23 protein-coding genes and 1 tRNA gene are annotated in these 24,807 nt (G+C 34.6%); 11 read left to right on the top strand and 13 right to left on the bottom strand.

All coding sequences use genetic code 11. The annotated features are described in order from the left end of the window. Positions 1-259: 259 nt before the first annotated feature. The 5 genes from A3SG_RS0110940 to A3SG_RS0110915 all read left to right on the top strand — a co-directional run bounded on the left by A3SG_RS0110940 (position 260) and on the right by A3SG_RS0110915 (position 7,718). Positions 260-646 (top strand): hypothetical protein, encoded by a 387-nt coding sequence (locus A3SG_RS0110940; RefSeq protein ID WP_016990062.1) that lies wholly within the window; start codon positions 260-262, stop codon positions 644-646. A gap of 168 nt (positions 647-814) precedes the next feature. Further along, a complete protein-coding gene (locus tag A3SG_RS0110935; RefSeq protein ID WP_016990061.1) occupies positions 815-1,897 on the top strand; it encodes an efflux RND transporter periplasmic adaptor subunit in 1,083 nt (360 codons plus the stop codon). A 25-nt stretch (positions 1,898-1,922) separates the two neighbouring features. Continuing rightward, positions 1,923-5,096 carry an efflux RND transporter permease subunit gene (locus A3SG_RS0110930; protein WP_029596751.1) on the top strand — a complete coding sequence of 1,058 codons (3,174 nt, stop codon included), beginning with the start codon at positions 1,923-1,925 and terminating at the stop codon, positions 5,094-5,096. After that, positions 5,080-6,507, top strand: coding sequence for a TolC family protein (locus A3SG_RS0110925; RefSeq protein WP_016990059.1), 1,428 nt, complete (start codon positions 5,080-5,082; stop codon positions 6,505-6,507). The genes A3SG_RS0110930 and A3SG_RS0110925 overlap by 17 nt, the downstream gene beginning before the upstream one ends. Before the next feature lie 509 nt (positions 6,508-7,016). Beyond that, entirely contained in the window at positions 7,017-7,718 is a 702-nt protein-coding gene (locus A3SG_RS0110915; protein ID WP_016990057.1) for a hypothetical protein, read from the top strand. Positions 7,719-7,724: 6 nt separating this feature from the next. On the opposite strand, the gene A3SG_RS0110910 is transcribed toward A3SG_RS0110915, so the two are convergent. The 4 genes from A3SG_RS0110910 to A3SG_RS0110900 form a co-directional block, all read right to left on the bottom strand. Continuing rightward, positions 7,725-8,582: a class I SAM-dependent methyltransferase gene (locus A3SG_RS0110910; RefSeq protein ID WP_232226356.1), complete on the bottom strand. Its 858-nt coding sequence runs from the start codon at positions 8,580-8,582 to the stop codon at positions 7,725-7,727. Positions 8,583-8,658: 76 nt separating this feature from the next. Beyond that, complete coding sequence (locus A3SG_RS21610) at positions 8,659-8,799, bottom strand: hypothetical protein (protein ID WP_157485423.1); 141 nt, start codon at positions 8,797-8,799, stop codon at positions 8,659-8,661. A 475-nt stretch (positions 8,800-9,274) separates the two neighbouring features. Continuing rightward, positions 9,275-9,844, bottom strand: coding sequence for a pentapeptide repeat-containing protein (locus A3SG_RS0110905; protein WP_016990055.1), 570 nt, complete (start codon positions 9,842-9,844; stop codon positions 9,275-9,277). A 70-nt stretch (positions 9,845-9,914) separates the two neighbouring features. Next, a tRNA-Arg gene (locus A3SG_RS0110900) sits at positions 9,915-9,988 on the bottom strand. 69 nt (positions 9,989-10,057) lie between these two features. Between A3SG_RS0110900 and A3SG_RS0110895 the strand changes: the two genes are divergently transcribed. Then, on the top strand, positions 10,058-10,570 hold the full coding sequence (locus tag A3SG_RS0110895) for an adenine phosphoribosyltransferase (RefSeq protein WP_029596749.1): 513 nt from the start codon (positions 10,058-10,060) through the stop codon (positions 10,568-10,570). Here the strand turns inward: A3SG_RS0110895 and A3SG_RS0110890 are convergent. From A3SG_RS0110890 to A3SG_RS0110870, 5 genes are all read right to left on the bottom strand, one after another. Next, a complete protein-coding gene (locus A3SG_RS0110890; RefSeq protein ID WP_016990053.1) occupies positions 10,567-10,707 on the bottom strand; it encodes a hypothetical protein in 141 nt (46 codons plus the stop codon). The genes A3SG_RS0110895 and A3SG_RS0110890 overlap by 4 nt on opposite strands. An 82-nt stretch (positions 10,708-10,789) precedes the next feature. Next, positions 10,790-10,930 (bottom strand): hypothetical protein, encoded by a 141-nt coding sequence (locus tag A3SG_RS21605; protein WP_016990052.1) that lies wholly within the window; start codon positions 10,928-10,930, stop codon positions 10,790-10,792. 120 nt (positions 10,931-11,050) lie between these two features. Beyond that, complete coding sequence (locus tag A3SG_RS21255) at positions 11,051-12,772, bottom strand: M56 family metallopeptidase (RefSeq protein WP_232226353.1); 1,722 nt, start codon at positions 12,770-12,772, stop codon at positions 11,051-11,053. A gap of 299 nt (positions 12,773-13,071) precedes the next feature. After that, positions 13,072-13,440, bottom strand: coding sequence for a BlaI/MecI/CopY family transcriptional regulator (locus A3SG_RS0110875; RefSeq protein WP_016990050.1), 369 nt, complete (start codon positions 13,438-13,440; stop codon positions 13,072-13,074). Between the two features lie 251 nt (positions 13,441-13,691). After that, the gene (locus A3SG_RS0110870; protein WP_016990049.1) at positions 13,692-14,912 is read right to left on the bottom strand and encodes an MDR family MFS transporter; all 1,221 of its coding nucleotides are present in this window, start codon (positions 14,910-14,912) and stop codon (positions 13,692-13,694) included. A gap of 165 nt (positions 14,913-15,077) precedes the next feature. On the opposite strand from A3SG_RS0110870, the gene A3SG_RS19690 reads away from it, so the two are divergent. From A3SG_RS19690 to A3SG_RS0110845, 5 genes are all read left to right on the top strand, one after another. Further along, complete coding sequence (locus A3SG_RS19690; RefSeq protein WP_083832439.1) at positions 15,078-15,611, top strand: DUF1684 domain-containing protein; 534 nt, start codon at positions 15,078-15,080, stop codon at positions 15,609-15,611. Continuing rightward, entirely contained in the window at positions 15,611-16,261 is a 651-nt protein-coding gene (locus tag A3SG_RS0110860; RefSeq protein ID WP_016990047.1) for a TatD family hydrolase, read from the top strand. The genes A3SG_RS19690 and A3SG_RS0110860 overlap by 1 nt, the downstream gene beginning before the upstream one ends. Positions 16,262-16,319: 58 nt before the next feature. Then, complete coding sequence (locus tag A3SG_RS0110855) at positions 16,320-17,036, top strand: ThiF family adenylyltransferase (protein ID WP_016990046.1); 717 nt, start codon at positions 16,320-16,322, stop codon at positions 17,034-17,036. A gap of 82 nt (positions 17,037-17,118) precedes the next feature. Further along, the gene (locus tag A3SG_RS0110850) at positions 17,119-17,793 is read left to right on the top strand and encodes an HAD family hydrolase (protein ID WP_016990045.1); all 675 of its coding nucleotides are present in this window, start codon (positions 17,119-17,121) and stop codon (positions 17,791-17,793) included. Between the two features lie 54 nt (positions 17,794-17,847). After that, complete coding sequence (locus A3SG_RS0110845; RefSeq protein ID WP_016990044.1) at positions 17,848-18,690, top strand: DUF2911 domain-containing protein; 843 nt, start codon at positions 17,848-17,850, stop codon at positions 18,688-18,690. Positions 18,691-18,916: 226 nt separating this feature from the next. Here A3SG_RS0110845 and A3SG_RS0110840 read toward each other — a convergent pair whose 3' ends face one another. The 4 genes from A3SG_RS0110840 to A3SG_RS0110825 form a co-directional block, all read right to left on the bottom strand. Next, complete coding sequence (locus tag A3SG_RS0110840) at positions 18,917-20,632, bottom strand: sodium:solute symporter (RefSeq protein ID WP_016990043.1); 1,716 nt, start codon at positions 20,630-20,632, stop codon at positions 18,917-18,919. Positions 20,633-20,762: 130 nt separating this feature from the next. Then, the gene (locus tag A3SG_RS0110835; protein WP_016990042.1) at positions 20,763-23,285 is read right to left on the bottom strand and encodes a PIG-L family deacetylase; all 2,523 of its coding nucleotides are present in this window, start codon (positions 23,283-23,285) and stop codon (positions 20,763-20,765) included. A gap of 138 nt (positions 23,286-23,423) precedes the next feature. Continuing rightward, a complete protein-coding gene (locus A3SG_RS21250) occupies positions 23,424-24,014 on the bottom strand; it encodes a hypothetical protein (RefSeq protein ID WP_083832437.1) in 591 nt (196 codons plus the stop codon). Positions 24,015-24,193: 179 nt separating this feature from the next. Next, positions 24,194-24,694, bottom strand: coding sequence for a hypothetical protein (locus A3SG_RS0110825; protein ID WP_016990040.1), 501 nt, complete (start codon positions 24,692-24,694; stop codon positions 24,194-24,196). Positions 24,695-24,807 lie beyond the last annotated feature (113 nt).

Raw genomic sequence — 24,807 nt, 5'->3', positions numbered from 1 at the left:
AATATATTTTTGTCATGTACTAAAAAAAGAGACTTATATTTAGTACATTTTACGAAATAATATAATAGACAATAATAAGTAGTAATACTAACTCAGAATATATGGATTTTTATAAACAATAGTAAACGATCGTATTCTACACTCATAGTGATCATTTTTGTAAGGACCCTTTGCAGGGAAAACGATTTCGTAGATACTTCCTTAACAAAATCACAAAATTAATTTTCATTTTTAATCTTTAACTACATTTGATCTCGAAATGAGAATAGTTATATTTTTTATCTTCCTTAGTACTGTCTTCCTTTACGGGGGCGAACAGACCTCGGTTAAACGTGCCGATTCTTCCTGTATTCAGTTTTCTCTTTCTCAAAATGCAGCTATAAGTCAACAAAAATTTATAGATAATTCAGGCCTTCACAATCAAGTGATAGAAGCTTCTGATTTAGACTTAGTAGAAGAAAGTGATGATACAGATCATACACAAGATAAATTTTTTCCTTTAAAAAATACTCTAACTACTAAGTGGTATTTAACGTTGTCCCGTTTCTTTATTTTAAAAGAAGACGTCAAGGGTGTTAAAAATGTCCAAACGTACTTTGGTTATTCACAACCAATCTACATTATTCAAAGAGTTTTAAGAATTTGATTTTTGCCTCCATCAGTTTATAAAGGCATGATTACTATGATCTAAAAGAGGAAATATTTTAATTTTTCCAATGGACGTATTCCAAATACGTCTTGTCTGCTGATGTCTTTTTTTACCTTATAAAATTTTTTAAATCCAAACAATCAAGTACTCAATTCATAAACTATCATGAAGAGAATTGCCATTTTATCTGGGCTAATCGCCCTACTAAGCTTAACGAGTTGTAACTCAAAAAAAGAAGAGAAAGAAGTAGCAGAAACTTATGCTGTTACTAATCCCATCACAATTGACACTTCATTTACAAAAGAATACGTTTCTCAAATTAAATCCATAAAAAACATCGAAATCAGAGCACTCGAAAAAGGGTTTCTCCAAAAAATTTACGTTGACGAAGGTCAGTATGTAAAAGAGGGCCAGTTATTGTTCAAAATATTGCCTACGGTTTATGAAGCTGAATATCAAAAAGCAATAGCTGAAGTAAAGGCCGCAGAGATAGAAATGCAAAATACCAAAGTACTATCTGATAAAAATGTAGTTTCAAAAAATGAATTGGCTGTAGCGAGAGCTAGGTTAGATCAAGCTAAAGCAGAGATGGTAATGGCTAGGTTTCATTTATCAGCAACGAATATTATAGCTCCATTCTCTGGTACCATTGATAGAATTCCTAAAAAGCTAGGAAGTCTGATAGATGAAGGAGAGTTATTAACCAGTCTTTCTGATAATAGTGAAATGTTTGCCTATTTTAATGTATCTGAGCCAGAATATTTAGACTACCAAACTGATATTAAGAATCGTGCTCAAAACCAGGTAAGCCTACTATTAGCAAATGGTGTTCCTTTAAAATACAAAGGTGCCGTAGAGGTAATCGAGAGTGAATTTAATAGTGAAACAGGAAATATTGCCTTCAGATCTCGTTTTCCTAATCCTGATAAATTACTTAAAAATGGAGAAACAGGGAAAGTTTTAATGACTGTTCCGCTGAGAAATGCCTTAGTAATTCCACAGAAAGCGACTTATGAAATACAAGACAAAAAATATGTTTTTGTAGTAGATAAAAATAGTGTCGTGCACTCGCAGGAAATTAAGATCAAAGGAGAAATACCAGACTTATATGTAATAGAAAGTGGTTTAAACGTTAATGATATTATTTTACTCGAAGGTGTTCAAAAAGTAAAAGAAAACGATAAAATTAAATACAAATCAGTCGATGCTACTATCGTGATCACGCATTTGAGACTAAAAGCGGAATAAGTTAATCATATAAAAAATTATAAAAATGTTTAATAAATTTATTCAAAGACCCGTTTTATCGATAGTAATATCGCTGGTAATAGTTTTTTTAGGGGTTTTATCGGTGATGAATTTACCGATTACTCAGTTTCCTTCTATTTCTCCACCAATGGTGAATGTTACAGCAGATTATCCAGGGTCTAATGGCGAACTGATGATCAAGTCTGTTATTATTCCTTTAGAAAGGGCATTGAATGGTGTTCCAGGGATGAAATACATGACCTCGGATGCAGGGAATGATGGTGAAGCGAGTATCCAAGTTGTATTTAATTTGGGTACAGACCCAAACCAAGCTGCTATTAACGTTCAAAATCGTGTAGCTTCGGTAGTTAATAAATTACCGCCATTAGTTGTAAGAGAGGGTGTAAAAATTACTCGAGAGGTGCCAAGTATGTTGATGTATGTAAATCTTTTTAGTACAGATAAAAATACCGACCAGAAGTTTTTATACAATTATGCAGATATCAATGTCTTATCTGAATTGAAGAGGGTAAATGGTGTTGGTTCGGGAGATATTCTAGGAACTCGTGAATATGCGATGCGCATCTGGTTGAAGCCTGATCGTATGTTAGCCTATAAAATTTCTACTGAAGAGGTCATGGAAGCTTTATCAAGTCAAAGTTTAGAAGCTTCACCAGGGAAAACAGGGGAAGCCTCTGGTAAGCGTTCTCAGGCATTTGAATATGTGCTTAAATATTCTGGCCGGTTTACTACCGAAAAGCAATATGCAAATATAATATTGCGTTCCAATTCAGACGGTGAAATCTTAAGATTAAAAGATGTTGCAAATATTGAGTTTGGTAGCTCGATGTATGATATTTATTCGAATTTAAATGGTAAACCATCGGCAGCAATTGTCTTGAAACAATCCTTTGGTAGTAATGCAAATCAAGTTATTGAAGATGTAAAAGCCAAATTAGAAACCATTAAGAAAAAATTTCCTAAAGGAATGGATTATGAAATTTCGTATGATGTTTCTAAATTTTTGGATGCTTCCATCGAAAAAGTAATTCATACTTTAATTGAAGCTTTTATTTTGGTTGGGTTAGTTGTATTTCTTTTCTTGGGAGATTGGCGGTCTACAATAATCCCTGCGATTGCGGTGCCAGTATCGTTGGTTGGAACTTTTGTTTTTATGCAATTCTTTGATATTTCACTTAACTTAATTACGTTGTTTGCATTAGTGTTGGCTATTGGAGTAGTCGTCGATGATGCTATCGTGGTTATTGAAGCGGTCCATGCTAAGATGGAAGAAGAGCATCTCTCCCCGCTAAAAGCTACTAAAAAAGCCATGCATGAAATAGCAGGAGCTATTGTAGCTATCACCTTCTTAATGGCTGCGGTTTTTATTCCAGTTGCCTTTATGTCTGGTCCAGTTGGAGTTTTTTATAGACAATTTGCAATTACTATGGCAACTGCAATCATTCTTTCTGGGATTGTGGCATTGACATTGACACCTGCACTTTGTGCGATAATGTTAAGAAATAATCACGGAAAAGCTAAAAAGAAAACACCTGTAAATCAATTTGTTGATAATTTTAATAACACCTTTAACCTTGCTCAGGGTAAATATCAAAACCTACTTGGGGAAATCATAAATAGAAGAGCGATTACTTTTATTGCCCTTGTCGTGTTTTGTGCAGGAACATGGTTAATCAGTAGTACTGTCCCTTCTGGATTTATCCCAAATGAGGATCAAGGGATGTTTTATGCTATTATTCAAACACCGCCTGGATCTTCATTAGAAAGAACCAATGATATTTCAGTAAAATTACAAAAAATAGCCGAAGGAGTTGAAGGCGTGAAATCTGTTTCTTCCTTAGCAGGTTATGAAATTTTGACTGAAGGTACTGGATCTAATGCAGGTACTTGTTTGATTAATTTAAAGGATTGGGACGATAGAAAGCAATCTGTTGTAGAGATTATGGCAGAATTAGAAGAGAAATCTAAAGATATTCCTGGTGCAAATATTGAATTTTTCCAACCGCCAGCAGTACCGGGTTATGGAGCTGCCGGTGGATTTGAACTTCGTTTATTAGATAAGACAGGTTCTGGTGATTATAAAAAAATGGAGGCGATCAATAATGATTTTGTAAAAGAATTAAATAAACGTCCAGAGTTATCAAATGTGTTCAGCTTCTTTAGCGCCAGTTTTCCGCAGTATATGATGAAAGTCGATAATGACTTAGCACAACAAAAGGGAATATCCATTGAGAATGCAATGAATACCTTGTCTACATTAGTGGGGAGTAATTACGAGATTAGTTTTATTAAATACGGAATTAATTACAAAGTAATTGTTCAAGCGTCTCCTGAATACCGTGCCTTACCAGAGGATATTTTGAAACTCTACGTAAAAAATGACCGAGATGAAATGGTACCTTATTCTGCTTTCATGAAGTTGGAAAAAGTATATGGATTATCGGAGATTACTAGACATAATATGTATACTTCTACAGAGATTAGTGGTTCTGCTGCCTCAGGATATAGTAGTGGTACAGCTATTAAAGTTATTCAAGAAGTTGCCGCTGAAAAATTACCAAGAGGGTATGATATTGACTGGGCCGGTATTTCTGCTGATGAGGTATCACAAGGGAATCAAGCCATTTGGGTTTTCCTTATCTGTTTGGGTTTTGTGTACTTGGTCCTAGCGGCACAATATGAAAGTTTTATTCTGCCCTTATCCGTAATTCTATCATTACCAGCGGGTATATTTGGTGCTTTCCTTTTACTAAAGTTGACTGGTTTAGAAAACAATATCTATGCTCAGGTTGCTATGGTCATGTTAATCGGGTTGTTAGGTAAAAATGCTGTTTTGATTGTAGAGTTTGCCATTCAGCGGCATGCAGCAGGGAAGTCAGTGCTAGAGGCTGCAATGGAAGGAGCAAAAGCAAGGTTCCGTCCTATTTTGATGACTTCATTTGCTTTTATCGCAGGTCTACTTCCTTTGGTTTTTGCTACAGGACCAGGTAAAATTGGTAATAGAACTATTGGAACAGCCGCAGCAGGTGGGATGCTTATTGGAACTATATGCGGTGTGTTTGTTATTCCAGGTTTGTATTACATCTTTGGTCGAATAGCCGAAAAGTATAAGTTGGTAAAAAATGAAGAAGAAAATCCATTAACTGAAGAAATTGATAACAATGAAGTTCATAAATAAAAATTATATTGTGCTGGCTATCTGTATAATAGTAGTAGGTTGTAAAGCGCCATCAGCAGTAGAAAGTTCTGCAAAAAATGCTGTTCCAGAGGCGTTTAGTACTAATACGGATACCACTACTATTGCAAGCATGCAGTGGAGAAATTTCTTTACTAATAAGAACTTGCAAAATTTGATTGATACTGCACTGCAAAACAATCAAGAGTTGCAGATTACATTACAGGAAATTGAAATAGCTAGAAATGAAGTTCGAATTAGAAAAGGATTTTTATTACCAACGGTAGGTCTTAGAGCCGGATCTGGTGTAGAAAAAGTAGGTAGGTACACTAGTCAAGGTGCGGGGGATGCTTCCACCGAAATTACGCCAGGGAAAGAATTTCCTGATCCACTGACGGATTTTAGTATTGGGGCTTACGCCAATTGGGAAGTAGATATCTGGCATAAACTGCATACGGCCAAAAAAGCTGCAGTTACACGCTATTTAGCAACAGTAGAGGGTAAAAACTTTGTCTTGACGAACCTCGTTGCCGAAGTGGCTACTTCGTATTATGAATTGCAAGCTTTGGATAACCAACTCCTAATTGTAAAACAAAATATAGCGCTTCAAAAAAATGCCTTAGAGATTGTAAAATTACAAAAAGAAGCGGCAAGAGGAACGGAATTAGCAGTGCAGAAATTCCAAGCTGAGGTGCTGAAGTCACAAAGCATGGAGTTTGATATTAATCAAAATATCAAGGAGACAGAGAATAGAATCAATTTTCTCTTAGGCCGTTTTCCTCAGGAGATCCCAAGAGACAGAAGCGCGGTTTTAAGTCTTGTTCCAGAGTCGATTCAGACAGGGATTCCTTCGCAATTGCTAACGAATCGTCCGGATATTAAACAAGCCGAACTAGAATTGGCTGCAGCCAAATTAGATGTAAAAGTAGCGAGAGCAGAGTTTTTCCCTTCTTTTGGGATTTCAGCAGGAGTAGGATATAATGCCTTCAAAACATCTTTTTTGTTTAAGTCACCTGTTTCATTATTGTATTCTTTAGTAGGAGATTTAGCGGCTCCATTAATTAACAGGAGTGCTATAAAAGCAGAATTTAGAAGTGCTAATGCAAGACAGATTCAGGCGATGTATGTTTATGAACGCGTAATTTTAAATGCGTATTTAGAAGTGTCAAACCAACTTTCTAAAATTGATAACTTAGAGAAAAGCTATGATTTAAAATCAAAACAAGTCGCCGCTTTAGATCGGTCTATCGATATTGCGAATGATTTGTTTAAGTCGGCGAGAGTTGATTATTTAGAAGTTTTATTGACACAACGGGACGCCTTAGAAACAAAATTGGAATTAATAGAAACCAAAAAAGACCAATTGAACGCGGTTGTCAACATTTATAAAAATCTTGGAGGTGGCTGGAAGTAAATCAATAATTTAGTTTTAGAGAAGAGTCGGGTTTTTCCGACTTTTTTTTGTTCGAAATTATCGTATCTGTTACTGATATCGCGTTTGGTTAGTAACTCTTTTTTACCATCATTAGAAAACTCGACTCCTTTGAGTTTTGGTTTTTTGTTAGAGATAGAATATTTGTACCTCGGTGCAAAGCTAATTTTAATTACAATTCTTTTTTCAAATTTAGGACGATATGAGGTAGAGATGCTACAATTTAAACTATTTGGACTTGCAGTGCAGAACAAAGGGCTAAGCTCTCCGTTTTATAAGATACTAAAAATTCAGAACTGCTCTAGAAAAGTTAAATAATAAACCAGGAAAAAGGTGTCTATTTAATTCTCTAAATCAAGTATATTTGCATTAAATAAGCAACAATTTGGGATTTGAAGATCGTAATTGGATCCATTAGTTGTTATAAATTGAGAAAGAATTACAGTAAAAAAATATCTTTCCACACGTTTTAATTATCAGCACTATTGAAAATGAGTCCACAAATCACAACTATTTCCTTTTTTAAATATTCGTCTTTTAGTAATAAAGCTTGGGGGTTTAAAATGATGCAATTTGCAAATAAAGACCTATCTAAAGTAAACGGCCTAACGTTTTATCGGCTTATGGGTAGTGGAAAAGGGAGGGGTTTTAATCCTTTGCCAGACTGGTCTGTTTATTGCCTACTTCAAGTTTGGGAATCAGAAGAAGCCGCCAACGCTTTCTTTACCTCTTCTGCTTTGATAAAACGATATGCTGATCACACGGAAGAGCTATTTACGCTTTATATGAAAAATATTTCAGCAGGTGGAACTTGGATTGGTAAAAATCCTTTCGAGAAAGCGGCAGATTTAGATCCTAACTTACCTATTGCTGTTATTACCAGAGCAACTATTAAGTGGAACTGGCTCCTTCGATTTTGGAAGTATGTACCCACTTCAGAGGAAGGCTTAGATGGAAATGAAGGTTTAATTTATACCAAAGGCGTTGGAGAAGTTCCCATAATTCAAATGGCTACATTTAGTTTATGGAAAGACTTTGAGTCCGTTAAAAAGTTTGCCTATAAAAGCCCTCAGCATAAAGAAGCCATTAAGAAAACACGCGAATATGAATGGTATTCAGAAGAGCTGTTTTCAAGATTTCAACCGTACAAATCTAGTGGTACTTGGGAAGGGAAGGATCTTTTAGTCTTGTAAAACAGGCTATTGTGGAGTTGCAATTATTGTCATAACCCCAAGAGACGACTTCTTTTCTGACCATTTTTTTGGCATAAATTGTAACATTTCAAGCATAAATTTCCAAAATTCATCTTCCATATTCTTATCCCACTCGATTCCTTTTTGCTCCATCTCGCTCATCCAGTAGAGTAGGTAAGGATTCATCGTTCCATAAGTAAGTATTTCAGAAACTTTCCATCCTCCTTTTTGGAGTAGTAACTCGATATTGTTTGGAGAAAATAAGGAAATATGACGCGGTGTATGCCAACCGGCCCAGTTTTTACCATATTTTTTTCTACTCGTTGAATCAAAATTGGGTATTTCAATGACAAGCGTAGTAGATGGCTTGGAAATCGATTTTAGATAGCTAAGGTTTTCCAGTGGAGTATAATCATGCTCTAAATAATGCCACATAGTGATTACATCAGGCTTCAAACTACTTTTTAAGTCTTTAATTTCTGCGACTTGTAAGTCTAATCCCTTGAAATCATCCGATTGATCTTTCCATCCTTCATCACTAAAGTCAATACCCATAGTTTGGCATTTTAACTTTTGCTGGCAAGCCTTTAAAAAACTTGGATTACCGCAGCCAATGTCCAAAATCAAAGATTCTGACGATATAACATGAGCATCTTTTACCCTTTTTACTCTTTTTAAATCTAACTTTTGCTGGCTGCTATCTACCAGTTTTTCAAACTTACCCCATGCTTTTGCTCCTCTGTACGGTAAGTAATGAGAAGTATAGTAGTTTTTTAGTACATCTAAAGATACTCTAGGATTTAAGAAGACTAATTTACATTCGGCACATTGATCAAAATTGAACAATTCTTTATTTGAATGCATTTGAGCTGTTGTTTTAATAAAAGTACCAATAGTACTGCTATTACAGATAGGACAATTGTGAAGTTGATGCATGGGTTTACGGTAGGTAATCTTGTTTTAATGTAATTGAATATAACCCGTTACTACTCTTGCATTGTGCTAATGGATAGATTATGGCTGTTCTTAAAATGGTGACAAAAATAGCGATAATATTGATACTCCCATTAATCTGTTCCATTTAAATAATTGAATGCAACAAATAAAAATAATAAGTAAATAGCATTATCTATAAAAAAGTTATGAAACTACATCTCTTCCCCGTTTTCCGATTGCTGTTGCAACGGTAAGAATACTTATTTTTTAGTTTTAGCTTGAAATTTTTAACCAACTAAAAAGAATCACAATAAATTCAAATATCTTTCGCGGGATTTTCCAATACACATTTAATAAAATTAGTTTTGAATATTCTTACTATTCGAAAGCTGCATTACTACTAGAATTGGGAGTTATGCGAGTCATTATTTTGGCTGCTAACCACGTTTACAGTACTAGTCAATTCAGCACTAGCATCATGTCTAAGTCGAAAAACTGGAATTAATGGAAGTTAAATTAGACTAACGGAACAAATGAGTTATTGCATGTATTGATCTAGCCGGAGACTAAATTTAAATCAATAATTTAATTTGAAATAAAACTATAGCGTTTTGATCTCCTTACTCTACAATAATATCATACTTGGTTAACAATCCTTTTAGGCCATCAAGAGAAAATTGAGCTTTTTTTAGTTTTGTCTTTGTGGGGTCTATTGAATAGTTGTAGCTAGTTCTAAAATCGGCTTTATCAGCAATTGCTTTTTCAAATTCGGAACGATAAAGATCACAGTTGCTAAATAAGACGGCTGTTAAATTAGTGCTCATAAAATCAACTGCAACGAGGCTACTATTAGTGAATGTAGTCCCTTTCATCTTTAAAGTATAAAATTTGGAGAAATCCAAAATACAATCTTTAAAATGAACTTCAAAAATGAACTTGTCACACATAGCAAAGTTTACTTCTGTCATTTTACATTTATTAAAAAAGACCGTTCTTAAGGCAACATGATTTATATTTGTGGTAGTGAAGTTGCAAGAATTGAAATGGCAGTCAATAAAAGTTACTGCGATAAAATTGCATTGGGAGAAATCACAATTGTTAAATGTACAAAACTCAAATTCCTTAAAATTGACTTCGTTTTCACTATAAGTGATGTTATTGTATTGCAAATCAAGGTTGTATTCAGGCATGTTCTTTGAGTGTGAATGTGATAAAAAGCAAAAACGCAATTATCATAAGAAGAGATAATTGCGTTTTTTGTGACCTTGACTGGATTCAAACCAGTAACCTCTTGAGCCGTAATCAAGTGCGCTATTCAGTTGCGCCACAAGGCCGTATTGCGGGTGCAAAGTTAAGATTAAATGTGTAAATTGCAAGTCTTAATTAATATAAAATTAAAAAAAATGCCATTAAAAAAGTATATACGTGATATTCAGGGATTTCCAAAAGAAGGAATTTTGTTTAAAGACATTACTCCTTTACTAATTGATCCAAAAGGGAGAAACGAATGTTTAAAAATAGTAGTGGATTCCTTAAAAGGGAAGCAAATAGATAAAGTGATAGGAGTGGAGAGTAGGGGATTCTTCTTCGGGATACTAATTGCCGAGGAATTAAATGTTGGTTTTATACCTGTTAGAAAACCCAATAAGCTGCCTTATGACACTATTTCTGCTTCCTATCAATTGGAATATGGAACAGACACTTTAGAGATGCATACGGACGCGATTCAAAAAGGAGATAGAATTCTCATCCATGATGATGTTCTCGCAACTGGTGGAACAGCGCAAGCAGTATGTGAATTAGTCGAAAAACTCGGTGGTGAAGTTGTTCAGTTGAATTTCTTAATGGAAATCTCCTTTCTAAACGGAAGAGAAAAAATTAGCGGATATGAGATTTTTTCGGCGATTACTTATTAACCTAAAGCGCGGGTTGTAACATAATAGCGGTATCCAATGATTGCAATTTGCCATTTTTTAGCTTTTGCCAAATCCATTCGTTGTTTGGAAAAACTCGGTATCAGTATTTTATTAATTTTAGCTAGAATTTTAAACATAGAATTTTTTCTAAAGGTATAAAAAAAGAGAGTCATGAGTATAACCGTCTTTTTGCTACCATTTTTATGCAGTACTTTAAAATTATTTAGTTGTAATTTCTATAATGCAGTTTAAAGCTTTTTCACCATATTTTTTAATAGCATTCTGTTTAGTCACTTCAGTTCCATTTGATGGTTTTTGTACACCCACACTAATAATATCTTTAGGGTCTAATTTTTCCAATGTTCGATAATTACTTTGTTTTCCATTAATTATTATTAAGGCTTGTTGATAGTCTCCATTTTTATCGTTTTGAATCCTTTTGATGTTGTCTTCTGGCTTAGATGTCTCAAAACTAATAGCTCAGCCTTTATCTTCATTTTTAGTTGGGATTTCAATTTTGTCATTTTTTTTACCATCGATATAGCTTTTGGTAATTATACGAATTGCATTTTTATTTGAGGTTGCATCTTTATTAACATCCACACTACTAATAAAATTTGGGCTCATACCATTGGCTTCTAATGGACTTACTCTTTTTCCATCAATAAAATATTCGATATTATCAGGTCCTCCATCTTTTTCTATGCTAACCTTTTTAATAGTGTAATTAGTTTTTGATTTTTGTAGGCTATTAAGATTTGTAGGATCTGTTTTTTCTAAGCCCAATTCAATTGCAGGTATTTTGTAGTCAAATATTCTTGCTTTACCATCAGTGCTGCCTTTCGTTGTAATGTAAATAGTTGGTGTATTATTATCTTTAGATACACTCATAGTTTTTATATCATCTACATTGGTACTATCTATCTCTTTCTTAGTGGCCTTCTTACCATCAATGTAAATTTCAGTATTTGCATTAATATCTTTATTTTTGGGTGTATCACCTTTGAAAGTTCTAGCTTTTTTAGTAATAACTTCTACAACCCCATTTTTTCCTTCCTCTCCATATTTTACAATAGCTATTTCTGGGTCCAAAATATTAAATGATGTTATGCCCTCGTCCAGAGGAATTTTAGTCCTATTTTCGCCAATTTGTTTTATACCGTTTATAATCATTAAATAATCGACACCATTTTTTTTAAAATTATCTACCGTATAAAAAGTTTTTTCTTTCTTTATATCTATACCCGATTTTGCATTTTTTATATTTGAGTAATCTTTTGATTCCTTATTTCTAGAATTTGAAAAACCAAAATTTAATGTATTGTCTGTCTCTATTTCGGCAAAAATATCGAATGGTTTAATAGGGGTTTGGCCCGAAATTTGATTAATTTTTATTACTCCTTGTTTGTCTTTTAATTCGACTTTAATGGCAATGATTTCATTGCTTTTATTTGTTTTTATTTTTGAAAAGGACATCTCTAAGTCAAATTCTTTTTTGAAAAATTCTTTTTCAGCATTTAGTTCTTTTTCAGTTGAATTTGAAGTGACATGCAGTTCTACCTTCATTGCGCCGTTTGTAATGTTAAATTCATTTTCTTTCTCTTGCGCAATAACTTTAATTTGAAATAAAAACATAAAGGCGATAAGCATTGGTACTACTGAAAAATACTTCCAGGAATTCCTTTTGTTAGATTGGTTTTTGTTTAACATAACGATTCGTTTTTTGATTAATGATTGATAAAAATGATTAGTAATGGCAATACAATTCTTTTGGGTTGTTATTTTTAAAAGCGTGATTTGATATGCCTTTTTATCGGATATTTTTTTAGAAGCTTCCCGGTCTGCAATGAATTCCAGATTTTGCAGAATTGCTTTTTTGTAAAGCCAAACTACTGGATTAAACCAAAACACAATACAAAATAACCGCGAAATCAACACATCTGTGGTATGGTGCTGTTTACTGTGTACTTTTTCATGTTCAATTATACTTTCAAGCTCTGCTGAGCTGTATAAAGCGGAATTATACACAATGATATTATAGAAAGAAAAAGGCGCTAGGTTTTCTTCGACATCAATAAATTTAAAATCGGCCTGTTTACGCACAACTTTACCTTTAAATACGCCTCTCAAACTATAAAAATCAAAACCAAATTTTGCTAACAATCCTATTATTCCTAGACAGTACGCGATTACTAAAGTCAAATAGATGTATTCTTTAGTATGATCCTCTTCGACAGTCGCGGTTACAGGGATATTAGACCAGTCTATATTGATAGGTGTTGGTTCCACCCATATTACTTTAGTGAAAACCAATAGTGGTAAAAGTGCTGAGGTCAGTAGCCCAAACAACAGAAACCACCGGTTGCTGATAAAAAAAGTTTCTTTTCGCAACATAAAATGATAGGCTAGAAAAAATAAAAGGAATAAGCCACTGGATTTGATGAGATAAATATAGAGTATTTCCATAATTTTATTTTTTAATGAAAGCGCTTTATTAAGGATTATTTTTCTGCTTTTGGATTTTCAATCATAGCTAAAATTTCTCGTAATTCTTCGGCAGAAATCTTTTCCTCTTTTGCAAAAAAGGAAACCATGTTTTTGTAGGAGCTATTAAAATAATTATCAATTGCAGTATTCATAAAACGTTTTCTATAGTCTGCAATGCTCACTACAGGATAATACTGGTGCGTATTGCCAAAAGCGTTATGGGAAACATATCCTTTCTCTTCTAGGTTCCGCACTATGGTCGAAAGCGTGTTGTAATGCGGTTGATCTTCCGTGATTTCAGCCATGACTTCCTTTACAAAAGCTTTTTCTAACTTCCATAAAATGTGCATAATCTCTTCTTCTTTGTTCGTTAAATTTTGCATACTATATTTTTTATTTGGGCGTTTCCCTTCGGGTCAGGCTATTCGGCTGTATCTTGTCGTCCCTAAAGGTCGGGACAACAAGGATGTCGCCTACTATCCTTAACGCAATTCAAACATACAACTATTTTTGTAGTTATCAAACTATAAAAGCAGTTATTCAACTGTTTTTGTAGTCTTAGTAAGATTTGCACATAACATATCATTCTTTTACAAATAAAAAAAGGAGATAGAAGGGAAGGATATAGGGGGCTTTAGGCTAGACTTTCTTCGACTTTTAGTAATTTTTGTAACCAGATACAGCATAGGGCCGCGGTGACACCAAGTGTTCCCATGACCATCCAATTGCTTTGATAACCAAACCGGGCAATGATTTCAAGTCCGGCTTTTGAACTTACGATATGAGCTAAACTAAAACTCATTGTGTACAAAGCCATGTAACGTCCTTCGTGCCCTTTTGGCGCTCTGCCCAAAGCGAAAGTATTTGAAAATGGAAAAGCAAATATTTCACCAATAGAAATAAATATCATACCGATGATTAAAACCCCTGCCCAAACATTAACTAATAAGCTATAAAAACTGAGAGACATCAATAGCGAACCCCACAGGATTACTTTCAGTTTCCCTACTTTTTTCCTTTCAAAATAACTTACAATTGGCATTTCTAGTGCAAAAATCAGTAGTCCGTTTAAGGTCAATAATAGCCCGGATTGAAACTCAGTTAAACCAAACATTTCACTGTGATAGAGCGGTAAAGTGGTGAAGAGTTGAAAGAAAATCATGGCCGTTACAAAACTAACGTATAGAAAGAGCCAAAATATTTTGTCTTTAAATACAGAAGCAACTGCCAATACAGTAGCGTGTGGATCTTGATAGGAACTTTTTTTCTTTTCCTTTACTAATAATGCAAAAATTAATATTGCTATGATACAAGAACTTCCATCGACCCAAAAGAGCGCCTTATATCCCATTCCCATAATAATTAATCCCCCTAATGCGGGTCCGGCAGCAAAACCAAGATTGATTGCTAAACGCACTAAAGTTAGCGAGCGCGTTCTGTTTTCCGGCCTTGCGTAAGCGCCTAGCGAGACAAACATAGCAGGTCGAAACATATCTGCTAACGTCATAATACTGAACATGCCTAAGCAAAGGCCCCAAAAAGAGGTAATGTATTGCAGAATGAAAAAGAAAACACCACTACTGAATAAACTGAAAACCATTACTTTGTAGAAGCCTATTTTGTCCGAAAGTTTACCACCTAGCCAGGAGCCTAGCAGCGATCCCATCCCAAAAGCGACCATAATCCAACCGACTTCACCATAAGAAAAATGTAAATCTTCTTTTAGATATTTGGATAAAAAAGGGAGCACCATCGTTCCAGCTCTGTTTATAAAAGTGATAATGGTTAAAATCCAAATTTCTCTTGAAAATCCTTTAAAGTTGTTAATGTAACGGTTGAAAGCGGTTTTGAGCATTAGAAATGGTTGTGAATTGCAAAGGTAGGTAACTTTGTAACTTTCAGACTTTGTGCAGTTGTAACTTTTAAACTATTTTTGCTGAAATGAAGAAAATAGAAAAATAGTCTACTATTAGTTTTTTTAGTCCAAGTAAGTTTTGGTTTTGCGCAAGAAAAATTTGAAATTAGTTCTGCACAGAAATTTCAAAAAGAAATCAATGCTGAATATACTGATGCTATAACAAGCCCGTTAACTAAAGAAGATTTAGTAAGCTTCACAACCTTAGACTTTTACCCCATAAATGAAAAATATTTTGTTGTAGCCCAGTTTACGAGAACAGAAAACGAGAAACCGTTTGGGATGAAGACATCAACAGATAGAGAACCACTCTATGTAAAATACGGAGAAGTAGAATTCACCATTGATGGAAAAGCATTAAAACTCAACGTCTATAAAAACATTGAACTTTCTAAAAAGAAGGAATACAAAAATTATTTGTTTTTGCCCTTTTCCGATCTTACGTCAGGGAATGAAAGCTATATCGGCGGAAAGTATATTGATTTGAAAACGCCAAAAGGGAATACCATTGCTATCGATTTCAATAGATCGTATAATCCATATTGTGCTTATAATTACAAGTACTCCTGTCCTAAAGTGCCTCTAGATAATGATTTAAACATAGCCATAAAAGCGGGCGTTAAAAAATTCCACGATTAATGAACTTTTTTAATTTTCATACTCACAAATTCACTAATCAAGTCGATGTGCTGGAATTAGTCAATCAATATCCGGAGGAGTTTAACGTAGTGATTCCTTTTTATTCCATTGGGATTCATCCATGGTATATTGTTGGCGATCGATTGAAAGCAGATTTGGCAATTATCGAAAGTAAACTGCAAGAAAAGAATTGTCTTGCCTTGGGTGAATGCGGATTAGACAAAAGAATAGAAATACCGGTGGAGTTACAACAAATGGTTTTTGAAAAGCAGTTGCTATTGGCACAGGAATACAATAAACCAGTGGTAATACATTGTGTAGCGGCTTTTCAAGAAGTAATTGATACTAAAAAAAGATTAAATATTTCAGTCCCTATGATTATTCACGGATACTCTAAAAAGGAGCAGTTGGCCAAACAACTGTTGGATAATGGGTTTTATATTTCTTTTGGAAAATATTTATTACGCAATCCAGAATTAGAATCGGTTTTTGCGAGTATTCCAAATAATCGGTTTTTCTTGGAAACTGACACCGTTGAAGAAACGATTAGTGATGTCTATGCTTTGGCAGCCAAATATAAAAACACAACCGTTACTGAAATACAAAAAGAAATAAAGAGCAATTTGGCAGAAGTTTTTAAAATCGGGTAGTAAATAATGAATTTTCAATTACAAAGTTTTACAACTTTAAACTTTAAACAAAAATAGAATGGCAGAGTGGACAGAAAGAGCGGAGCTTTTATTTAAAAAAGAAGGATTAGATAAACTTCAAAATGCGAATGTATTGATAGTGGGTCTGGGTGGTGTGGGATCTTTTGCAGCTGAGTTTTTAGCTAGAGCAGGAGTGGGCGCAATGACTATTGTAGATGGAGACGTGGTTGATATCACCAATATAAACCGACAGTTACCGGCGTTACATTCTACAGTGGGGCAACCTAAAATAAAGATAGTGGGAGACCGTTTAATGGATATTAATCCAGCATTAAAACTAACTCAGGTGGAAGAATTTCTATCCCCAGAGCGTGCATTCGAAATTGTTAGAGAAGAGTTTGATTATGTTTTAGATTGTATCGACAGCATAACTCCTAAGTTAAACTTGATTATTGCAGCAAAAAGGAAAAGAGTGAAGATCATTAGCAGTATGGGAGCTGGAGGAAAGATGGAAGCTTCAAAAGTGAAAGTAGCCGATATTAATAATACTGTTAATTGTTTTTTAGCAAAAACAATTCGCAGGCGTTTGAAAGAAGTGAAAATCGATAAGTTAAAAGTGGTTTTCTCCTCTGAAATTCAGGATGATGCCAGTTTAAAAATGACCGATGGTTCTAATTATAAGCGATCTTTTTATGGAACTAATAGTTATATGCCAGGATTATTTGGCCTATATGCTGCTGAAACCGTGATCCGTTATTTATTGAAAAAAGAGTAGTGGGATTTTAGACATAAGAAGCAAGCATATAAGATAATTTAAAAAAGACTTAGTGTCTTTGCGCCTTCTTGGCAAAATAAAAATGATACAAACAGTAATTTTCGATATGGATGGCGTAATAGTAGACACGGAGCCTGTACATCGCTATGCTTATTTTCAGCATTTTGATGAATTAAATATTAAGGTCACTGAAGAAATGTTTACTTCCTTTACTGGAAACTCGACCCGAAATGTTTTTCAAAATTTGAAAACAATTTTTAATCTCGAACAGGAAGTGGAAGAGCTGATTCAAAGAAAGAGAACAATATTCAATAATGCTTTTGACACTAAAGCTGATTTAGAGTTATTGGAAGGTGTAGAAAGACTAATCATAGATTTTCATAACAAAGGTATGCAGTTGATTTTAGCCTCATCTGCTTCAAAAGTGACAATTGAGCGGGTTTTTGCGCGCTTTAAGTTGCATCGCTATTTTACACATATTGTGAGCGGTGAGGACTTTCCAAAATCAAAACCCGATCCAGCAATTTTTGTACACGCTGCTTCTTTGTCTATTGCTTCTAAAGCAAATTGTATTGTGATAGAGGACAGTACAAACGGCGTTCGAGCTGCTAAAGCTGCAGGGATTTATTGTGTAGGGTACAATAGCATGCATTCTAAATTGCAAGATTTATCAGAAGCGGATATTATTATTAATCATTTTGCAGAATTAAATTTTGAAAAAGTTACATTTATTCAATCCAAATTAGGGAATAATTAACATATTAAACTAACTGAATTTGTAAATTTGAAGTTCACAAATAATTATAATACTATGAGAAAAATACTAATTGCTTTAGCCATTATCGTCACTCAATTTACAATCGAGGCACAAATTAAAACACCACAAGCCAGTCCGCTAGCGACTATTAATCAGGTCGTTGGTTTGACTGATGTAGAAATTGTTTATTCCAGACCATCTGCAAGAGGAAGAGCGGTTTTTGGTAACTTGGTTCCCTTTGGCGAACTTTGGCGAACAGGAGCTAACGAAAACACAATGATAACGTTCAGTGATGATGTACTCATCGATGGCAAACCATTGAAGAAAGGAAAGTATGCGTTATATACGATCCCGAATATTCAAAGTTGGGAAGTTATTTTTTATACGGCAACGGACAATTGGGGCACACCAAAAGAATTCAACGAAGCAAATGTTGCCTTGCGAACTGTTGTAAAAGAAGAAGCTACACCAAGAGCAATTGAGACCTTCACTATTGGAGTAAATGGATTGGATACAAACTTTGCTTATTTAGAGATGTATTGGGAGAATTCTCGTGTCGCTTTAAAATTTGAAGTTCCTACTCAAAAAAATGCAATGGCGAGCATAGAAAAGGTATTAGCTGGACCTGCTGCAGGAGATTATTATGCAGCCGCTCAGTTTTACTATCAATCTAACGGAGACATTAATAAAGCAAGAACCTACATTGATAAAGCCTTAGAAATGAGTGCTGAGAAACCGTTTTATTATTTGCGTCAGAGGGCATTAATCATGGCCAAGCAAGGGGATAAAAAAGGAGCTACTGATACTGCAAAACTATCGATTAAGGCGGCTGAAGCAGCTGGTAATAGTGATTATGTTAAAATGAACAAAGATAGTATTTCAGAATGGAGTAAATAAAGCGCTATTATTAGATAAAGAAATCCCGTTTCACATTTGATTGTGAAACGGGATTTTTTATTTCTCTCAGATTATAATTAAAAGAATGTGTTGTACTGCGTTATACTGTAGTTTTTGCAACTTGTTTTGCCTCGAATACCACAAATTAGCTTAAATTTATTAGGGAGAATTTCTTTAATTCGTGGCTAAACAATTATTGGTACATGTAATTAGTATTCATAAAATATTATTCTTTTTCTTTTCTAAAAACAGTCCATTGCAGTAAAGATGAAAGTACAATGGCCATAATGGCACCAATGAAATTAAGCCATAAATAACCCAATTTTGCTTCCCCACTTGGATATATGACAATGGCATAATAGTAAATGATAAAGATGGTCATTTGAGTTACTAATGCACTATAAAAGATAGCTTGAGCTTTAACAAATTTGATATAAAATCCTACCAAGAAAATCCCCAGTACCGTTCCATAAAAGATGGAACCAATGATATTTACCAATTGGATTAAATTTTCAAATAGGGTCCCAATACAGGCAAATGAGATAGCTACAACTCCCCAAAACAGCGTGAAAAATTTAGTAGCGTTAAGATAATGTTTATCTGATTTGATTCCTTTAACATTTCGTTTGTATATGTCTATCGCCGTTGTGGAAGCTAAGGCAGTAAGTCCGGAAGCAGTCGAGGACATAGCAGCAGAAATGATTACGGCCAATAACAGTCCGATGAGTCCTTTGGGCAAGTAGTTTAAGATGAAGTGGAAAAAAACATAATCCTTATCGTTTGTTTCACTGCCGCTATCCGCTTTTAGAATAATTTCTTTTGCGCGTTCCCTTAAATCTCTTTCTTTCGTGGATAAGGCAACTAGCTCCTTTCGTAGAATTAGATTGTCATAATCTTGATTGAGTTGATCAATATAGAGCAGATTGATTACTTTTTTATCTTCTGAGAGGGCATCCAGTTTCTGTTCTAAAATTTGATACTCTGCTTTGTACGACGAATTATATACGTTAACTTTATTATTTGGATTGAAATTCAAGGGCACCGGATTGAATTGGAAAAAAACAAAAACCATAACTCCGGTCAGTAATATGAAGAATTGCATGGGCACTTTTAAAAGCCCATTCATAATTAAACCCATTTGGCTTTCCCGAACTGATTTCCCGGATAAATAGCGTCCCACCTGTGACTGGTCTGTTCCGAAATAAGCCAGAGCCAAGAAAAAACCACCAGTAATTCCGCTCCAGAATGTATATTTTTCTTCTGGATCTGTTGAGAAACTCACGATGTTCATTTTATCATTTGCACCAGCAATATGCAACGCATTACTAAAGGTCATTTCATTTGGTAAAAAATGTAAAATAAGAAAAAAAGTGATCAGCATGCCGGACATAATCACAAACATTTGCTGTTTCTGGGTAACATTTACCGCTTTTGTCCCTCCTGAAAAGGTGTATATAATTACTAGAACTCCGATAACTATATTCATATAGGTAAGATTCCATCCTAGAATCGCTGATAAAATGATTGCCGGAGCATAGATGGTAAGCCCGGTCCCCAATCCCCGCTGAAATAGGAATAAAATGGCGGCGAGTGAACGTGTTTTTAAATCAAATCGTTGCTCGAGGTATTCATAGGCAGTATAGACCTTGTATTTGTGATATATAGGAATAAAAGTTAAACAGATAACGACCATTGCAATAGGCAGACCAAAGTAAAACTGTAAAAAACCCATGCCATCATGGTAGGCTTGTCCAGGAGTTGATAAAAACGTTATGGCACTGGCTTGTGTTGCCATAACGGAAAGCCCGACTGTGTACCATGGAGTTTCATTGCCTCCAAGAATAAATTCTTCTACGTTTTTACTTCCTTTGGTTTTCCAAGCTCCGTAAACTACAATAAAGAGTAAGGTACCGATAAGTACAATCCAATCGAATAACTGCATAGTTTAAGAGTATAATTTCATTATGAGATAAAAAACCAGAATATAAATAGCATTAGCGACAAGTACCAATGTGTAATTCTTTTTCCAAGGTTTTGTTTTTTTCGGTTCCATGTTTATTCCTTTAGGGATTTTAGTTTTGAGAAGGAATTGTAACTGTTGCTTTTAACGAAATCATATTCGACAAAAGTCGGTACGCGCCCGGCACTCCTTCTGGCAATTCTCTAAAAAAACTCAATCCGGTATAAATATAGTATCCTTTTCCATAAGGAGCAACTAACAGTGCTCCATTTGTAGGACTTTCCCCTTCGTCGTTTGAAGATAAAATAGGAGTGAAGGCTTTGTCAAATTCATTTGGGTAATATAATCCCTGTTCTTGAGTCCAACCTTCAAAATCTTTAGCAGTGATTTTATTGGGGTAATTTAAAACAGGATGGTTCGGGGCTAGGAATCGTACTGCTGCATTCTCATCGGTTACTCGATCGCGTGAAATTGTTAACGGATAAGGGGAGATATCGGCAGGAAGAGAACTGTCCACTGTGTTGTATTGGACTATCATTGTTTTTCCAGTTTTGACAAAATCGAGAAGTATCTTTTGTTTGTTTTCCAATATGGGAAGAACATTATAGGCACGAATTCCCGTGATAATGACATCAAAAGCCTCTAATTTTTCAGTCGTAATTTCTTCAGGCTTTACTAATTTTACTGAATACCCCATCTGAGTAAGGCCCTCTGGAACCTCGTCACCAGCACCCATGATATAACCAATTTTTTCATTGTTTATTTTAAGGTCTAACCTGATGAATTTAGCTTCAGCGGGTTTTAACACCTGTTGCTTCGTGATATGAGGGTACTCTATGAGCACTTGTTCTTTATCGTATCTTTTATCTCCTACAATCACAATACTTTTTGCAATAGCGTCATCGGGCTGCGTAGGAGGAGTTACTTCAAAGTAAAACACTTGTTCCATTCCTTTTTTATCTAAAGTGAACGGAATAGATTGTGGTGAAATAGACCAACTCTCTGATAGTTCTAATTGTAAAGTTCCTTTTATGTTATCATTTCCAGCTTTTACTTTTACGGCAATCGGTCTTTTATTTCCATTATTAAAGAATGAAACATGATCAAGGATGCTTGTAGTTACTTCTGGAACAATGTCAAGGTAGTTATACATTTCGCCTTTTACGTTATCATTGTATTTATAAACTACCGTGCGCTCAAACGGGATTTTTACTCCATTAATTTGAATATTAAAGACGATCTTTACCTCTCTGATAATATCTGGAATTCCTATATTTTTCTGATCGCCAACTGCGTACATCCCGACGGTCCCTTTTTCTTTAAGCCAGTACGGCTGTGAGTATTCTATTGTTGCCGGCAGTTGTAAAGCAAGCGTTGTGTTTTCTAAACTATTGTTTTTTAGTGATTTGTTAATTACAGTGGTTTTTAGTTCAGGCAGGGTGGTTACACTAACTAATTGCATATCGATACTGCTTCTGTTTATGGCTTCGAGTTTTAGTTGCACTGTACTACCGGGAGTAGCTTCTTGATTTGAGGATACAGCTTCAAGATACAAACCGGAACAAGCCGCGATAATCTTTTTAATTTCATCTCCTTTTAATGTTTTCCAATGATTTTCATCCAATGATTGAATCAGTACATACGCTTTGGTTAAATCTGAAATACTGGCTGAAGGATTCGAAAAATCATATTTTAGAGCAATTTGTGTAATTAATTCTCCCACGGGTTTTCCACCTGTAACACGTTTCCAACTAGTGTCAATTCCTTCAAAAATATTTGCGGTGTTATTTAACTTATCACCATTGACGAGTTCTAAATATTCCGATTCTTCGCCGCGACTTCCTGTACTTCCAAAACCTTGTGACTGGTGACTGCTTCGGCTTAAAGCGGCAATTTCTTGATTTGATTTCCCTACGTGAGGATAATATACACCGGTTTCAATGGTTGTAAAATTTGTTTTATCGGCAGTATTAAATTTTTCTTGGCTACCGTAAAACCACCAAGAAGTATTGAAAAACTGGCGTTTAGGTTGCCAAGTTTCCACTAATTTTAATTGTTCAGGAAAAACAGTAGCGTCGTTAGTTAAATTGAAGCTTTTTGTACTGAGTAGCGCTGAGGCCGTGTGATGTCCATGTGTTGCGCCTGCGGTGCGATGATCAAATCGATTGATGATAACATCAGGTTGAAATTTCCGTATTGCCCATATTACATCAGAAAGTACTTTTTCTTTGTCCCAGATTTGAAGGGTTTCATTAGGGTTTTTAGAAAATCCAAAATCATTAGCACGGGAAAAAAACTGCTCCCCTCCGTCTATTTTCCTTGCTTCAAGTAGTTCCTGCGTTCTAATCACACCTAATAATTCCCGCAATTGAGGACCTATTAGATTTTGGCCTCCATCACCGCGCGTCAAAGATAAATATCCTGTTCTCGCTTTTTTTTCATTGGATAGATAAGAAATTAGACGTGTATTCTCATCATCAGGATGTGCTGCGATATAAAGGACGGATCCTAAGAAATTTAGTTTCTGAATTTGATTATAAATTTCTACTGAATTTAGTTTTTGTGGCTGTTGCGCTTGTAATATTTGCAAACAAAAAAGAAAAGTTAAAATAAATTGAATTTTATTTTTGAGCATTTTTTTATAATTTAATTTTGAATGATTTCAAATGTAGTAATTAAATATATTTTTTCTAAAGGATTTTGATTTTCTTTGGTGCAAAGAAACTGATATGGGTGTATAAAAAAAAGAGCACTATGATAGCGCTCTCTTCTTTTAACTTCTTTGATAATAGGAATTACGTTTCCATAACCTATTTTTACCGTGGTTTTTGTTAGACCTTCTGCGATTATCAGACTTTCTATGGTTATCAGACTTTTTATGATTTCCTGCATATCTGTGGTCATTTGAATATCTGCGGTTTTTTGTATACCTGCGATTGTCGTTACTTCTATGATTATTTTTAGCATAACGATGATTATCATGTCTTTGCCCAATTGATCTTTGACTATGATTTCTATAATTGGCGCTATATCGTTGTCTATGGTTCCCGTAATGGGCATAAGGTCTGTTACCATGGTACCCGTTTAACACTACTTTATATCCATTGTATAAATCATAGTTTCTGTATTGTCTAGGTAAGTATCTTGATCTTAACCATCTTCCATTTCCAAAATAAACAAATTGAGAAGCTCTGACATCATAATAAGCCTGAACATCTGGTAAATAATAGTATTGTGCTTGTCCGTATCCTGCAGGACCCCATGAAGGTGCTGTCCCTATATTTAAATTTATTGAAACTTGTGCTTGAATTGAACTGGTTACGAGTAGAATTATTCCAACGGCTAATAGTTTTAATTTTTTCATCTGTTCTTTTTTTTGTGTTTGTATTAAATATTGTACTGGCTAGCACAATACTTTTACCATAAAACCAACAACTGTGCCAAGATGATTTCTCTAACCTATAGTTGGATCTTAATCTCGGGGCAAAAAAAAAGAGAAACGCGGTTCGCGTTTCTCTTTTTTATTTAACTAATAAATTGAAATTAATGTTTTCCATTTCCATGACCTTTTCCTCCGTTGCCTTTGTTTGCGTGGTCCTTGTTTCCTTTCCCGTTACCATTTGATTGATTGCCTTTACTGCTGTAACGTTTCTGGTTATTATTTCTATGTCCAATTGTTTTTTGGTACTTTCCTTTGTATCCTTTATGATATTTTGCTTTATGATTTTTAAAATAAGTGTAAGGACTTCTACCATGATAGTCGTTTAGTACTACTTTATATCCATTATATAGATCATAGTTTCTGTATTGTTGAGGTAAGTATCTTGACCGTACCCAATTACCGCTTCCAAAATAAATAAATTGGGACGCTCTGATGTCATAATAGGCTTGAACATCAGGTAAATAATAATAATCTGTTTGCGCATATCCTGAAGGACCCCATGCAGGAGGACTACCAATATTTACATTCACAGAAACTTGTGCACTTGCTGATCCTGCTATAAACAGAACTATTCCCAGAGCAAGTAATTTAAATTTTTTCATTTTCGTTTTATTTAATTAATATTCGACTTGCGTTATTTATGTTTTAATACCGGTAGCCAATTATTGTGCCATAGTAAATGTGTTAACATTTATTTAAGTTTTTATCAAAAAAA

The sequence above is a fragment of the Flavobacterium sp. ACAM 123 genome (assembly GCF_000264055.1).
Classification (GTDB): Bacteria; Bacteroidota; Bacteroidia; order Flavobacteriales; family Flavobacteriaceae; genus Flavobacterium.
This window is presented reverse-complemented; position numbering and strand designations above follow the sequence as displayed.